Source organism: Streptomyces sp. SID12501 (genome assembly GCF_010550245.1).
Lineage (GTDB): Bacteria > Actinomycetota > Actinomycetes > Streptomycetales > Streptomycetaceae > Streptomyces.
The window spans coordinates 1-14,508 of record NZ_JAAGLU010000029.1 but is presented as its reverse complement, the minus strand read 5'-3'; the positions used below and the strand labels follow the sequence as shown (position 1 = coordinate 14,508).

At 73.8% G+C, this 14,508-nt stretch carries 9 protein-coding genes; 4 read left to right on the top strand and 5 right to left on the bottom strand.

What is annotated here, in order from left to right; all coding sequences use genetic code 11:
* Window positions 1-4: 4 nt before the first annotated feature.
* On the bottom strand, window positions 5-1,816 hold the full coding sequence (locus G3I71_RS50420) for a protein phosphatase 2C domain-containing protein (RefSeq protein ID WP_203731812.1): 1,812 nt from the start codon (window positions 1,814-1,816) through the stop codon (window positions 5-7).
* A 394-nt stretch (window positions 1,817-2,210) separates the two neighbouring features.
* On the opposite strand from G3I71_RS50420, the gene G3I71_RS30660 reads away from it, so the two are divergent.
* A complete protein-coding gene (locus G3I71_RS30660) occupies window positions 2,211-2,693 on the top strand; it encodes a DUF456 domain-containing protein (RefSeq protein ID WP_164319635.1) in 483 nt (160 codons plus the stop codon).
* A gap of 202 nt (window positions 2,694-2,895) precedes the next feature.
* Here G3I71_RS30660 and G3I71_RS30655 read toward each other — a convergent pair whose 3' ends face one another.
* Window positions 2,896-4,179 (bottom strand): SGNH/GDSL hydrolase family protein, encoded by a 1,284-nt coding sequence (locus G3I71_RS30655; RefSeq protein WP_164319633.1) that lies wholly within the window; start codon window positions 4,177-4,179, stop codon window positions 2,896-2,898.
* A 128-nt stretch (window positions 4,180-4,307) separates the two neighbouring features.
* Here G3I71_RS30655 and G3I71_RS30650 point away from each other — a divergent pair, with 128 nt between their 5' ends.
* Window positions 4,308-4,679, top strand: coding sequence for a PPOX class F420-dependent oxidoreductase (locus tag G3I71_RS30650; protein ID WP_164319630.1), 372 nt, complete (start codon window positions 4,308-4,310; stop codon window positions 4,677-4,679).
* 13 nt (window positions 4,680-4,692) lie between these two features.
* Here the strand turns inward: G3I71_RS30650 and G3I71_RS30645 are convergent, their stop codons facing one another.
* The 3 genes from G3I71_RS30645 to rsgA all read right to left on the bottom strand — a co-directional run bounded on the left by G3I71_RS30645 (window position 4,693) and on the right by rsgA (window position 8,013).
* On the bottom strand, window positions 4,693-5,241 hold the full coding sequence (locus tag G3I71_RS30645; RefSeq protein ID WP_164319628.1) for a methylated-DNA--[protein]-cysteine S-methyltransferase: 549 nt from the start codon (window positions 5,239-5,241) through the stop codon (window positions 4,693-4,695).
* On the bottom strand, window positions 5,238-6,623 hold the full coding sequence (locus G3I71_RS30640) for a DNA-3-methyladenine glycosylase 2 family protein (RefSeq protein WP_164319625.1): 1,386 nt from the start codon (window positions 6,621-6,623) through the stop codon (window positions 5,238-5,240). The genes G3I71_RS30645 and G3I71_RS30640 overlap by 4 nt, the downstream gene beginning before the upstream one ends.
* A gap of 265 nt (window positions 6,624-6,888) precedes the next feature.
* The gene (gene rsgA, locus G3I71_RS30635) at window positions 6,889-8,013 is read right to left on the bottom strand and encodes a ribosome small subunit-dependent GTPase A (protein ID WP_164319798.1); all 1,125 of its coding nucleotides are present in this window, start codon (window positions 8,011-8,013) and stop codon (window positions 6,889-6,891) included.
* A 454-nt stretch (window positions 8,014-8,467) separates the two neighbouring features.
* Here rsgA and G3I71_RS30630 point away from each other — a divergent pair, with 454 nt between their 5' ends.
* A complete protein-coding gene (locus G3I71_RS30630) occupies window positions 8,468-9,334 on the top strand; it encodes a DUF4132 domain-containing protein (protein ID WP_164319623.1) in 867 nt (288 codons plus the stop codon).
* Window positions 9,331-14,241 (top strand): DNA-binding protein, encoded by a 4,911-nt coding sequence (locus G3I71_RS30625; RefSeq protein WP_164319621.1) that lies wholly within the window; start codon window positions 9,331-9,333, stop codon window positions 14,239-14,241. The genes G3I71_RS30630 and G3I71_RS30625 overlap by 4 nt, the downstream gene beginning before the upstream one ends.
* The last annotated feature ends 267 nt before the right edge of the window (window positions 14,242-14,508 follow it).

Sequence of the window (14,508 nt, the reverse complement as noted above, 5' to 3'; positions counted from 1 at the left end):
CCCGCTACGCCTCCCAGACGGCGGCGGCCGTACGGTCGTCCGCGTATCCCTTGACCCGTACCTGGGTGTCCGCGAGGAACGCGGCGAGGCCGGGCGGGGTGCCGCCCGACCATCGCCGCGTGAGGTGTTCGCACAGCTCGGGCTCACCGCGCAACGGCTCGGCGAGACCGCCGGTGCACAGCAGGAGCGTGTCACCCGGGCGGCTGACGGAGGCACGGAAACGGAAGGGTTCGCGGGGCGGTTCGGGGGCGGGCTCGTACGGGCTCGGAGGTGTGGTGATCCCGAGGTCCATGGTGAGCCGGTCCCCGTCCGGGGTCTCGTGGGGCAGCGAACCGAATCCGACGACGGGCTCACCGGCCGGGAGCTCGGAGACCCGCGGTTCGATGTCCTGCCACTCGCCGTCCCGGAGCCGGAACAGTCCGCCCGCGCCGACGCCGAAGAAGACGCGCGTACGGCAGTCGGGGTCGGCGGGAAGCAGCAGGCACCGCAGGCCCGCGGTGTACTCCTCGGGTTCGATGCCCTGCTCGGCGGCGCTCGCCCGGAGCTTGCCCAGGCTGCGGTCGGTGAGCCGGTGCAGCCCCGACTTGAGGTCGCCGCGCCGGGCGGCGCGGAGATCCTCGGCGAGCCGTACATGGCTGCGTCCCACCGCGCGGCCGATCCACTGGCACGCCTCGGCGGCGGCCCGGTGCGCGCCGGGCGTGGCACGGGCGCCGGTCGCCATCGCGATGAGGACGAGCGCGTGGTCGCCCGATCCGAAGCGGGCGGTGAGGAGCGAGTCGCGGCGGGGCTCACCCCGGAACCGCGCGGAGTCCCCGCGCAGCGACACGGCCCGGAGCGTGCAGGAGCCGTACTGCGCCCCGTCGAGCACGGTGTCCGCGACGAGGTCTCCCAGATCGTCGGGGTCGGCGGGCGGCAGCGCGGTGGGTTCGGGGGCGTAGGTGGGGGGACCTGAGCCGACGTGACCGACGGTGGCGGGAGGCTCGTCGAAGGAGAGGGCGGAGGAGGGGAGCTCGGGGCTCTCCGCCGGCTCCGCCGTCTCGGGCCGCAGCGCGGAGACGTCCCGGCGGGTGGGGGTACGGCGGACCGGGGCCCGGAGGAAGGAGGAGTCGGCCGGGGAGCCGTCCTGGGCGGGATCGGCGTCGCGCGGGGCGGAGCGCGGCGGTGCGTCCCACACGGCGTCCGTGGCCCCCGTGATGTCGGCGCCTGTCCCCTGGGCGCTCTCGCGGGCCGTCCCGCCGCCCCCGCCCCCGTCGCCGTCCACGAACGCGGCGTCGGGCGCGGGCGGCTGCCTACGGTCCTGGAAGCCCGGCGGCTTCGGGCCGGGCGGGAAGGACGCGGGGCCCGGAGGCATGGCGGGCGGCGGCTCCCAGGGGGCGCGGGGCTGCCCGGTCCCACTGCTCCGCGCCACGTCCTGCGCCCCGTCCCGCGCCCCGTAGGAGACACCGCCGCGCTGCGGCGGAAGTGAGGAAACCGGAGGGGATGCGGGTGCCGGAGGCGGCACGGGCCGCGAGGGCGGTGGCGGCAACTGTGGCGGAGCCCCCGCTACCGGCTCGTCCCACTCGCCAAAGGCCCCGGAGCCCCCGGAGGCACCCAAGGCATCCCCTGGCACGGGCTCTCGCCCGAACACCCCGCCTCCGCCGTCCCGCACCGGAATCGCGTCGGCCTTCGTGGCGTCGACGGTGCCCGACGCCGAGGCGAACCGGTCGTCCAGGGAGTCGCCCGCGGCCGTGGGCCCGGTGTCCTCGGTGGAGTCGTCGTACAGCTGCCCCCACCAGTCGTCCTCGTGACCGGTGGACCTCTCCCCCTGCTGGCTCATGACCTCAATTGTCCACCGGATGGGCCGGTTGAAAACGGGGCATCCGGAAAATCCGGCGGGGTGTTCCGTCATGAACGGCGTGTTCGACGGCGTGTCGGATGACATGCCGAACAAACGTACGAAACAAGTCGCCGGGCAGCCCCACCCCCCACGGGAGAGCCGCCCGGCGACGCCGGGGTGACCTGTGCCGGTCCGCTGCGACCGAGTGTGACGGGTCTTCCTGGGGTTCTGCTGTGGTTCCCGATGGCGACACCTCGGCAACGGGGCGGGACCGATGAGCTCACTCGGGTACGCCGGACCAGCCCGACCCCGGGGATCCGGCGACCCGGCCGCAGCCCGTTCCCCCCTCTCCCCCTGACCTGCGGTTTCCCGCGTTCTCCGGCACCCTGGGCAGATGGGAGCGTGGGATCTCACGCTGATCGGCCTGGTCATGCTGTTCGGGCTGTGCGGAGTTCTGTTGCCCGGGGTGCCGGGGTCGTGGCTCGTGTGGGCCGCGGTTCTGTGGTGGGCGCTGAAGGATCCACAGGCGGTCTCCTGGTGGGTGCTGGTGAGCGCGACCGGCGTCCTGTTCCTGTCCCAGGTGGTCCGCTGGCAGCTGCCCCCACGCCGACTGCGCGCGGGTGGCGCCACCCCCCGAATGGCGGTGTACGCCGGGGTCGGCGCCCTTCTCGGCTTCTTCCTGCTGCCCGTGCTCGGGACGTTCCCCGGGTTCGTGGGCGGCGCCTATCTCCACGAGCGGCTGCGGCTCGGTCGGCACGGCGAGGCGGTGGTGGCCGTACGACGGGTGATGCGGGCAGGCGGCACCAGCGTCTTCATCGAACTCTTCACCTGTCTGCTGATCGCGGGTGCGTGGCTGGGCGCCACACTCTGGGGCTGACGCATCGGTTCTCTCTCGCACCCGGTACCGGGACCTCGGCGAGGGAACGGCCGAACTCGCCCCGCGGAAGGGCGAGTCGGCGATCGTCACGGCCCGGGGCGACCGGCCGGACCTGACGACCGCGCCGGTCCGGCCGAAAGCGCGGGCCCGGCGCCGGGCCATGCCGTTGCTCGCAGACACCTGGCGCCTGCCCCCTGACGCCTCACAGGCTCCTGAGGTCCGCCAGGTTGATCAGGTCGGCCATGGCCCGCATACCGGCGTCGTTGAAGTGGAGGTGGTCGCCGGGGTCGTAGGCGGCGCGCATACGGTGCGGGAACGCCGGGTCGCGGACGGCGGCGTCGAAGTCGACGACCGCGTCGAAGATGCCGCCGGTGCGGATGAAGGTGTTCACCTCCCGGCGTACGGACTCGCGGCCCTCGCTCCACCGGCCGTGGCCGCCGTACGGCGTGATGGTGGCGCCGATGACGCGGATGCCGCGGGCGTGGGCGCGGCTCACGAGCGACTTGTAGGCCTCCACGAAGGCGCGCGGGACGGTCTGCTCGGGGGTGCCGTTGATGTCGTTGATGCCCTCGAACACGATCAGCGCGCGCACCCCGGTCCGGGAGAGGACGTCGGCGTCGAAGCGGGTCAGGGCGCGCGGGCCGACGCCTTCGAGGAGGACGCGGTTGCCGGAGATACCCGCGTTGAGGACGCCGAGACGGCGGGTCGGGGGCAGTGCGGCGAGCCGGTCGGCCAGGCGGTCGGGCCAGCGACGGTTGGCGTCGGTGGTCGTGCCGCCGCCGTCGGTGAGGGAGTCGCCGAGGGCGACCACGCTGCCGACGGCGGGTGCGTCGAGGACGTCCACGCCGCTGACGTAGTACCAGGAGCTGAGGGTCTTGGTGTAGGCGTCGCCATCCTCCTCTGCGGCCCGATCACCGCTCGGGGCAAGGAAGTTGGTCTGCTTGGCCGTACGGTGGTAGGTCGCCGGGCCGGAGTCCCCCGGCGTGTGGACCGTGACGAGCAGATTGGTGTCGGCCGGTACGGCGAGCTTCACGGCGTCGGTGACCCGGTCCTCGCCCGCCGGGATCGTCACCGTGGAGGAGCCCGCGAAGGTGGCCGTACGCATCGAGCCGGGCACCGCGTCCGGGCTCTTCGGTTCGCCGGGTTCCTGGAGGGCGACGGTGACGGCGCCGAGGCGGAGGGGCTGGGTGCCGAGCCGGTTGGTCAGGCGGACGCGCAGCTCGCTGCCGCCGACGCTGACGTGCAGGACGTTGCGGTAGGAGGCGCCGGGCCTGGCGGCGACGGTTCCGGAGGCGGCGGCCTCCCAGGTCCCGGTCCAGACGCGGGGAACGGGGGTTTCCCGGACGGGCGACGGGGAGAGGGTGAGGGAGGGAAGCGGGGGCGGTGCGGGGGTGCTCCCCGTGTTGGCTCTCGCTGCGGGCGGGGCGAGCGCCAGGGCGGTCACCAGGGCCGCGAGGGTGTGCCGAACCATGATCGCGCGGGTCATGTGCGCATGGTTCCCCGAGCGGTCAGCCGCGCCAACGCAATGTCACACCCATGGCGGCACGCACGTATGTTCGCACGTACACCCGTGTTCCGCTGCGCCTGCCGGGGCCGCCGTGTTTGGCTTCGGGCATGACCGAATTCAGTGCGGCCGAGCGTGCTTATCTCCAGACCCAGCGGCTGGGACGGCTGGCCACTGTCGACCCCCGAGGGCAGCCGCAGGCGAACCCCGTCGGCTTCTTCCCGCAGGACGACGGGACTATCCTCATCGGCGGCTACGCGATGGGCACCACCAAGAAGTGGCGCAACCTCGAGAAGAACCCGAAAGTGGCGCTGGTCGTCGACGACGTGGTGAGCCTGAGCCCCTGGAAGGTGCGCGGCGTCGACATCCGGGGCGAGGCCGAACTCCTCACGGGCCCGCACGAGTTGGGCCCCCACTTCAGCGAGGAAGTGATCCGCGTCCATCCGAGGCGTATCCACAGCTGGGGCCTGGAGGAGGACTGAGGGACAGCCGCCGTCACGGGGTCGGCGGGATGCCTTCCAGACCGAGCAGGTGGCGCTTGCGCTCGAGGCCACCCGCGTATCCGGTGAGGGAGCCGTCCGCGCCGATCACCCGGTGGCAGGGCCTCAGGACGAGCAGCGGATTGGCGCCGATCGCTCCACCGACGGCCCGTACGGCGGCCCTTGGGGCCCCGATCCGCGCGGCGATCTGCCCGTACGTGGTGGTCTCCCCGTACGGCACCGAGTCGAGGGCGTCCCAGACCCGCTGCCGGAATTCCGTCCCGGTGCTTCGCAACTCCAGCCGGAACTCGGTGAGTTCACCGGCGAAGTAGGCGGCGAGCTGTTCCTCCGCCGCCCGGAAGGGCCCGGGGTCCTGCCGCCGTCCCTCCTCGGGACCCCGCACGCTCCGGCCGCCCTTCTGGCCGGGTACGGAGAGGGAGGTCAGCGCGCCCGACTCGCCGGCGGTGAGGAGAAGTCGACCGAGGGGGCTGTCGATGACGGTCCAGTGGACGGTCACGGAACCAGGCCCGGACACGGTCGCGGAAACAGCGGGGTGTGTCGTCATGATGTGGGCTCCCACTCGCCTGCGGCGATGAGGTGATGGAGGGCGTACGAGCGCCAGGGGCGCCAGGTGTCGGGCACGTCCACGCCGGGCGGCGCGACGTCGGGATCGCCGAGGGCGCGGGCCCTGATGACGGCGACGGTACGGGCGTCGAGTCCCGGCAGGGCATGCAGGGCGCGGCGGGCTTCGTCGCGGTCGGCGCCGGGGTCGAGCCGCAGGGTGCCGTCGGCGAGGGCCGCGCTGAGGGCGCCGAGGGGACTGTCGTCCGCCCTGGCCGCCTGGGCCAGTGCCGCCGGCTCGGGGAAGAGATGCGTGAGGGTGCCCGAGGGGGCGTCGAGCAGCTTGCCGTACCGCGTCACGAGCCGCTCCGCCGCCGCCCTGCCCACCAGCGCCCGCACGGCCAGCTCGGCCGGATCGGCGGCGCCGGGGACACGCAGGCCGGGCCGGAGCGCGACCAGGTGGGAGAGGCGGGGGTCCGTGCCGAGGTGCTCGTCGACGGCGTACGGGTCCGAGTCGAGGTCGAACAGGCGACGCAGCCGCTGCACGGCGGTCGTCAGGTCCCGCAGGTCGGTGAGGTGCAGCCGGGCGTCCAGCCAACGGCCCCGGGGCCTGGCCCCGCGCTCCTCGACGGCGGCGACTCCGGCGCCGTACGGGAGGCGCAGCGTCCGCCGGTACGTACGGCCGCCCGGGCTGCCGCTCACCTCCTCGACGCCGGGGACGGCCTCCCGGGCGAGGAGGTCGAAGACGGCGGCGGAGTGGTAGGTACCGCGGTGGGAGAGGCGCAGGGGGATGCCGGGCGGGGTGGACGTCGGTGCGGCGGTGACTCGGGGTGCCGTCGCCCGGAGGGCGCTCGGGGTCGCCGCGTACACGGTTCGGATCGTGTCGTTGAACTGGCGCACGCTGGCGAACCCGGAGGCGAACGCGATCTCCGTGACCGGCAGCTCGGTGGTCTGCAGGAGCACGCGTGCGGTGTGCGCCCGCTGGGCCCGGGCCAGGGCGACGGGGCCCGCCCCGAGTTCGGCGGTGAGCTGGCGCTGCACCTGCCGTGCGCTGTATCCGAGCCGTACGGCGAGCCCGGCGACGCCCTCCCGGTCCACGACTCCGTCGCCGATCAGGCGCATCGCCCTCCCCACGACGTCAGCGCGGACGTTCCACTCGGCGGAGCCGGGGACCGCGTCCGGGCGGCAGCGACGGCAGGCCCGGAAGCCGGCGCCGTGCGCGGCGGCGGCCGTCGGATAGAACCGGACGTTGTGCCGCTTCGGAGTGACGGCCGGGCAGCTGGGGCGGCAGTAGATACCGGTGGTCTCGACGGCGAAGAAGAACTCGCCGTCGAAACGGGAGTCCCTGCTGCGCACGGCGGCGTACCTGGTGTCTTGGTCGGTCACGCTGTCCAGTCTGCGGTACGGGGAGAGGCTGCCGCTGGCGGCTATCGGACACGGCATCTCCCACCCACCCACCGTCTCAGTCGGCTTGCCGGGCACCCTCGAACCGCTGGCGGTGCCCCTCAGACGCCGGCCGGCATCTCCAGCCCGTCTGGGGGTCCCCCCTCTGGGGAGCTTCAGGACGAGCGCGTTCAGCGCGAAGGTGGTCTGGGGGCACAGCCCCCAGGAGGCGGCGGGGGCGAGACAACCCCCGCGCACCCCGGCAGCGTTAGCGCTGGCGACCTCGCTTCGCCTCCATCGCCGCCTTGCCCTCCGCCCCCTTCTTCTTCCAGTCCTTCCGGATCTCCGCCCGCAACCGCGCATCGGTCTTGGCGACGATGTACTGGTTCTCCCGCTGCAGCTTGCGGTAGCTTTCGAGCCGCCGCTGAGCCAGCACCCCCGAGTCGAGCGCCTCCAGCACCGCGCACCCGGGCTCCGCCGTGTGGGCGCAGTCCTGGAAGCGGCACCCGGCGGCGAGTTCCTCGATCTCGGCGAAGACCTGCCCGACGCCGGTACCGGCGTCCCAGAGGCCGACGCCGCGCAGCCCCGGTGTGTCGATGAGGACGCCCCCGCCGGGCATGGCGAGCAGATTGCGGGTGGTCGTGGTGTGCCGGCCCTTGCCGTCGGCGTCACGCGTGGCCTGGACCTCCATGACGTCCACGCCGAGCAGCGCGTTCGCGAGCGTCGACTTGCCCGCGCCGGACTGCCCGAGCAGCACGGCCGTACCGTCGGCGACCACCGCCGCGAGGACGTCGATGCCGTCCCCGTCGGTGGAGCTGACGGTGAGGACCGGCACCCCGGGGGCGGCGGCCTCCACGTCCTGGACGAGATACGAGAGGGTCGTCGCGTCCGGTACGAGGTCGGCCTTGGTGAGTACCACCACGGGCTGCGCAGCCGATTCCCGGGAGAGTGCCGACGTCTGCAGCAGGGCCTCCCCACTCGAACTGGACATGGCGAGTGCCAGGAACCGCTCGATCCGCCCGAGGTCGAATTCGACCGCGAGCGACACACAGATGACGACGTGATCGATGTTGGTGGCCAGCACCTGGCCCTCGGAACGCTTCGACGACGTCGAACGCACGAACGCGGTGCGACGCGGCAGCAGCGTCCGCACATACCGCGGATCACTGCTCTCGGGGTCGACGGCGACCCAGTCGCCCGTGCACACCACCTTCATCGGGTCACGGGGAACGACGAACTCGGTGTCGGCACGGACAGTGCCGACCGGGGTGACGACATCGCACAGGCCACGGTCGACCCGTACGACACGACCGGGCAGGAGACCCTGCTCGGCAAACGGGGCGAACTCGGCTTCCCAGTCCGCATCCCAGCCGTACGGCACGAGCGGATGCATGGAGGAGGAAGCCGAGGACGAACCCAGGAGAGAGGAGAAAGACAAGGGGTGACCCTTCACAAGGGTGGCCCCGGCACCGCGCTCACCGGCGCGGGAGAAGAGTGGTCAGCCGGAGGCCACAGAAGTGGACTTGATGAACTTCCGGATGCGGGCAGCGCCCATCTCAACGACAGCCATCGGTCACACCTCCCAGGCACAGATCACCCGCGGCAAACGCAGATTGCCGCTCGAACATCCCCGACCCTAGAGGTACCCGGGGCCGCGGCGCCATCAAATAACGGCGCATCTGCCGGCGGCTCGCGGAAGCCGGAGGAGTTCTCGCCGCTGCGCGCCGGAGGCTCCGCCGGACGGGTTGTCAGTGGGTGCCGATAGCGTTCGCCGCATCGTCACAGCAAGACCGGGACGCACCGGCTCAAGCGTGCTGTTTTCCGGACGGTGTCAGGGGTGGAGACCGATGGGTTGGTTGTCGGCGGGCGACGGGTACGAAGTCGCCCTGGTGGAGGGCCGGGTGGCCGCGCGGGCCACGTCCGGACGGGCGGCGGGGCGGCAGCTGAAGTCGCTGCCGAAGGCGGTGCGGGAGCATCCGGAGACGGAGCGGCTGCGGCGGTTCGGCGAGTGGCTGGACCGGCACGCGGTGGCGTGCGTGGCGCAGGTGGACACCTGGATGGTGTCGTCGCTGCCGGTGCCCACCGGGCTGCTGGCCCGGCTGTGGCCGGACGAGGCGTGGCAGTCGGCGCTGCGTGACCTCGCGGTCGTCGGGGACGACCCGGACGAGGTGGGCTTCCTGCGGGACGCGACGGACGCCGGTGAGCTGCGGGTGGTGAACCTGGACGGCGAGACGGTCCGGCTGTCGCCCCGTACGGTGACGCTGCCGCACCCGGTGCTGCTGCCCGACCTGGAGGACCTGCGGGAGTTCGCGGCGGAGCTGGGCGTGACGCAGCGGGTGGAGCAGATCCACCGGGCCACCTGGCTCAGGCCGGAGGGCCTCGCGGAAACGGTCACCGAGATACGGGAGTTCGCGGGCGGGACGTACGACTCGCGGTTCGGGCTGGCCGCGCGGGCCACCTCGCTGGGCTACCGGGTGTCCGGCGGCTACGCGACCTGCCGGGTGCGGGACGCCGGACGCGGCGTCGAGGCGTCGGTGTGGATCGGGGAGCCGTACTGGGACGGGGACACCGAGACCGGCGGCCTGACCTGGAGTGACGAGGAGGGCCGCACGGTGCGGCCGTCCCGGGTCGGCCCGGTCGCCTGGTCCGAGGGGATGCGCATGGCGGCGGCGCTGTACGCCGGCCGCAAGATCGAGAAGGGCAAGGACGCATGAGCACGGGGACCATCGGGCACGCGGGGACCGTCGGGCAGACGGAGGCCGCCGAACTGCTGACGGCCGGGGCGGTGCTGCCGCCGGGTACGGAGGGGGCCGGCGAGCGGGGGGTACCGCTGACCGCGCGTGCGTACCGGCATCCGGGGCTTGACGGCCGGGTGGTGGTGCGGCTGGTCGCGGCCGAGCTGGGTGCGGCGGAGGACCTGGCCGCCGGTTTCCTCGGCCTGGAGCCGGACGGCGAACCGTCCGAGGTCGGTCTCGGCCTGCGGCAGTCGCTGGGCTTCCCGGAGTGGGTGCTGGTGCACCACCCGGCGGACGGCCACCACGCGCTGGGCGTCGTACCGGAGCTGGACCGGGTGGCACGGCAGGCCAGGACCAAGCCGAAGGCGGCACTGGACGCGTACCAGGTGCTCGCCGGTCAACTGGCCGCCGCCGTACCGCACTTCCTGCCGACCTTCTACGAGCAGGCCGGCCGGGTCTTCCTGGGCGTCGAGAACGCCACGTACGCGGCGCAGATGTTCACCCGCGCCCGCAGGTCCGAGGCCGAGCACGGTCTGACGGTCGACGAGGAGCGCCTGGACGCGGTGTTCCTGGAGTTCGCGCTCGCCGGGGCGCTGCCGGTGAAGGTGCTGTCGGGGTACGCGAAGGAGCTGGTCGCGCGGGTCCCGGCGCAGGAGGCGTTCCACCGGTTCCGCCGGCTGTGCGTGCGGCGTACGGCGGGCGGGCTGGCCCCGTCCGCGCAGATGGCGGGCGATCTGCGCAAGCTGGCCAAGGCGGCGGGACTGGACCCGGTGGCGGAGGAGGGTGCGTATCTGGCCGAACTGCTGGCGCTGCCCGCCACGTTGCGGGCGGCGGCGGGCTGGTGGAAGGCCCACCGTCCGGCGCTGGCGGCACTGGCCCGGCGGGAGCCGGAGGTGCGCGGGACGCTGCTGGAGCTGATGCCTTCGAGCAACGACAATGAACTGCCGGGACTGTGGCTGGAGTTGCTGGAGGAGTCCGGCGCCACGGCGGGGCTGTGCGACGACTCGATGCCGCAGGCCGAGCGCCCGGCGGACGGGGCCGCCGGCTGGCTCGGGCGGTTCCTGTCGTTCCGTGACTCCGGGTGGCGGCGGCGCGGCCGGTTGCCGGGGCTGTACCCGCTGGTGGAGCGGATGGCCGACCGGCTGCGTGCCGAACTCGCCGGTTCCGGTGGGACGTTGCCGGTCACGGCCGATGACGTGGATCTGCTGGACCTGCTGCTGTCGCTGGAGGTGCCGGTCGCCGACCCCGAGGAGCGCGCCGGGCTGAGCCTGGAGCAGTGGGCGGCGGGTGAGGACCGGCGCGATCTGGTGGCGCTGGAGGCCGATGCCCGCTTCCGGCCCGCGTTCCGGCGCGGGGCCGACCGGTTCGGCAACGACAAGGACGGTCTGCGGGCCCTGCGGGTACTGGCCCGGTCCCCCGGCGGGCGGCCGATGCTGACGGAGTGGGTGCGCGCGGTCGCCGGGCGGTTCGCCGCCGTCGGTCTGCCGGAACTGCCCGACGCCCTGGGCCGGTTGACGTGGCTGCCGGGTGAGACCCTGGCCCTCGCCGAGGACGAGGTGCGCGCCGCGGTCGGCACCGACCTCGCCCCGGTCCTCGTACGGACCCTGCGGGCCGGGCTCCTCGACGAGCTGGGCTGGCCCGCCTGGGAGGAGGCCGCTGCCGCCCTCGTACCCGCCAAGGACATCGACGACCTGGTCGTCGCGGACGCCTGGCCGCATCTGATCGCCTCCGGCTCCTCGCAGGTCCGGGTGCTCGGCGCCGAGGGTGCCGTACTCACCCACGACCTGCGGATACCGGACAAGGACTGCTACGGCGATCCGGGCTGCCACTACGTGGACGGTGAACTGCTCGTCTACTGGCGGTCCCGCGAGGCCAACGGCGAACTGCGCGGCTACTGGCACCACTCCGCCGACCGCCGGCAGCCCGTGCAGGGCGCTGGCCCCCGGGGCACCCAGGTGAACTATCTGGGCAACCTCGGCGCCGTCACCCTCCCGCTGCCCGGCGGGGGCCGGACCACGGGCACCGGTGTCGTGCACCGGGGCGACACCGCTGTGCCCGAGGAACGGTCGGTGATCAGCGACGGCACCTCGAACTGGGTGTGGGACTGGGACGGCCAGGACCGCGAGACCGCCGGGTGGTACGAGTACGACCCGGCCACCGGTGAGCGCGGACGGCAGAGCCTGCCCGGCTTCCTCGCCGACGCCACCCGCACCGCCCCGGCGGGAACCACCTTCGAGTCCGGCTGGGTGCTGCCCGCTCCGGACGGCGGGCTGCTGGGCTGGCGCGTGGTGAAGCTGCCCGACGGCTCGCTGCGCGGCGAGGACCCGGCCGGGAACGCCGTAGTCCTGCCCGCCGACGCCGGACGGCCGGTGCGGGCGGTGCTCTTCCCCGGCGCCGACCGGCCGGTGGCCGTCGTCACGGGCTCGTACAGCCTCAGGCTGATCGACCAGGACGGCGTCGTCACGGCCACGGCCAAGACGGACAACAAGCCCGGCACGTTCGCGGCCGGCACCCTGGTGCTGCCCCCGCTGCGCTTCTGGCACTTCCTCCGGCCCCGCGACCCGCAGGGCTCCGAGGCGCTGCGCCGCGTCGACCGCGACACGGCGGCGGCGCTGCTGACCGACGCCGCCCGGGAGCGCGAGGCCGCGGACCCGGACGAGCTGCCCGCGCTGATCCGTACGCTGCTGCCGCAGGTCGGTCATGACGCGCTGGTGACGGGCATCGCCGCCGTGGTGCGGTTCGCGGCCACCCAGCAGGCCGCGCTGGACGCGGCGGCTGCCCGGCTCGCCCTGGAACTCGCGGGCGGGCAGCCGGAGGAGGGGCCCGCCGGTCCGGCCGACCGGTTGCTCGACGCCGCGCTCAGCGGCCTCGGCCTCGTCCACTCCTGGTACGGCTCCGACGACACCGACCAGGTCTGCCGCCAAGTGCGGTTCGTCGGCGAGGCGTTGCGGGACGCTCCCGAGCCGGCTCCGGCGGTCCGCCTGCACCTCGACGGTCCTGAACTGCCGTCGGCACGGCTGGACTGGGAGTCCCTTCCCGACCTGCCCTTCGCCGCGGCTTTCCGGGCCGCTGCCGCGACCACCGAGCCGGAGCACCGGGAGGCGCTGGGGGAACTCCTGCGCGAAGTGGACGCCCAGGGCCTGGCGGTGGTCGACCCGGACCGGTGGCGCCGTTTCGAACTGCGTCTCGACAGCAGCCTGTTCACCAAGGCCGACGGCACTTTCCGGTCCGGGTCCTGGCGAGGTCTGCTCCGGTTGGGCGGCGGCGCGTTCCTGGCGTTCGTCGACGTGGAGCGCCCGGACACCGGCAGCTGCGAGTTCACGGCGCTCTTCCACGACCCGGCCGGACTGTTCGAGGTCCCCGCGCCCTACACGGTGGCGTCCTCGTCCCCGGTGGGCGAGACCCGGGAGGCCGGGTGGCTCGGGGCGTTCCTGACCGAGCTGGCCGGGCGCGGTGCGGCGCCCTGGTTCCCCGAGGCCGCCGAGGAGTTCACCCGCCTGACCGGGGTCACTCCGACCACGGCCAGGCTGATCGTGGCCGGACTGCCGCAGGTGGACAGGTACGAGCGGAACTTCCTGACCGCCGGAGCCCGTACGACGCTCGGGGTGAAGGTGGCCGACGCCGCCCTGGCCAAGGACGAGTTGCGCGGCCTGGACGCGGGCTTCCGGCGGGCCGTCGTCCGGGCGCTGCTGCCCGCCGAACCCGCACGGCTGTGGACGGAGGGCCCCGACGTGGCCGCCGCCGCGCAGGTCTGGAACGCCAGGCTGGGCCGACGGGCCGCGGTCCCCGAGGCGCTGCTCTCGGAGGCCGTCCGCGCCGTGCGGACATCGTGGGAGCCGAGCCGGGCGCTGCCCGCGCTCCTCGACCCGGCCGCCGAACCGCAGTTGAGCCGCGATCTGACCTGGCACGTCAGCGGGGACCGGGTCCACCCGGTCGACAAGGACGCCACCGGTTTCACCTCCGGCACTTTGACAAGCACCGTCACCCTGGCCGCCTGGCTGGCCCACCGGCTCCCGGCGGGCGACCCGATCAGGGCCGCCCTCCCGGCCGCGCTGACCGCCGTACGGGACCGGCTGGCCAACCCCGGGCTGATGCTCGACCTCGACCAGTACGTCAGCCTGTCCGACTTCCGCAAGGTGGCCGGCGCCCCCACCGAGACCGGCGAGGGCTACGAGCGCTACGGCGCCGTCATCATGGCCACGGCGGACGACCAGCCCGCGCCCGGAATCCGTACGGCGCTGCTGGACGAGGCCGGGACCGACCCGTTCCTGTCCGTCCTGCGCACCGGCGACCAGCGGCCCTTCCCGGCCGAGGTGGCGCTGCGCATCGCCGGTGACCCGCGTTTCACCGCCCTTCTGGCCGATCCCGGTGACCCGGAGGCGGGGGCGCGGGACAAGGACGGCACCTGGTGGCCGCAGGACCCCGCCCGGTCGGTGCCGGACCTGGTCGGCGAGGCGGCGAAGGAGTACGGCGTCGGGGAGGACGCCGCCGTGCTCTACCTGATGCTGCTGGCGATGCCCGACCCGACCGACCGCAACACCGCGCGCTGGACGGGGTGGCAGCAGCATCGAGGCGGGGCTGCCCGGCTCAAGGCCGCCCGCGCCGAACTGGCCGCCTCCGGCCTGGTCGTCGAGGCCGGCCGCGCCCGGGCCGGGCGTTCGCTCTTCCTGCCCGGCGGCTGGGTGGACCCCAAGTCCCCGCGCCTTCCGCTGGAGCAGTGGAAGCTGCCGCTGTACGACCTGGTCAGCGGCGACCACCCCGCGCTCGGGGTGATCGTGCCGACCGAACCCGTCGCCGATCTCTACCGCAGGGCCTGGCAGCGGGTCCGCGAAGGCGACGGCCCGCGCTTCCAGGAGCTCAAGGTCCGGCGCGGCCGGCGCCGCTGAGCCCGGCGGGGGGGCGCGGTGCGGCGCCGGACCGCCCGGCGCCGCGCCCCGGCCCCAGCCTCCGCCCCGGCCCCAGCCTCCGCCCCGGCCCCAGCCCCAGCCCCCAACTTCTGTACGGCACCCAGTAATCCGTAAAGCCCAAGGAACATCCCAATGCTGAAGTCAAGCTGCTGCCGTGACGGGAAGTGACCCGTGGTAGCACTGTCCGTCACGCAGCATTGCCCAGAGGACGTTCACCCGTCGGCGGGCGAGGGCGATCAGGGCCTG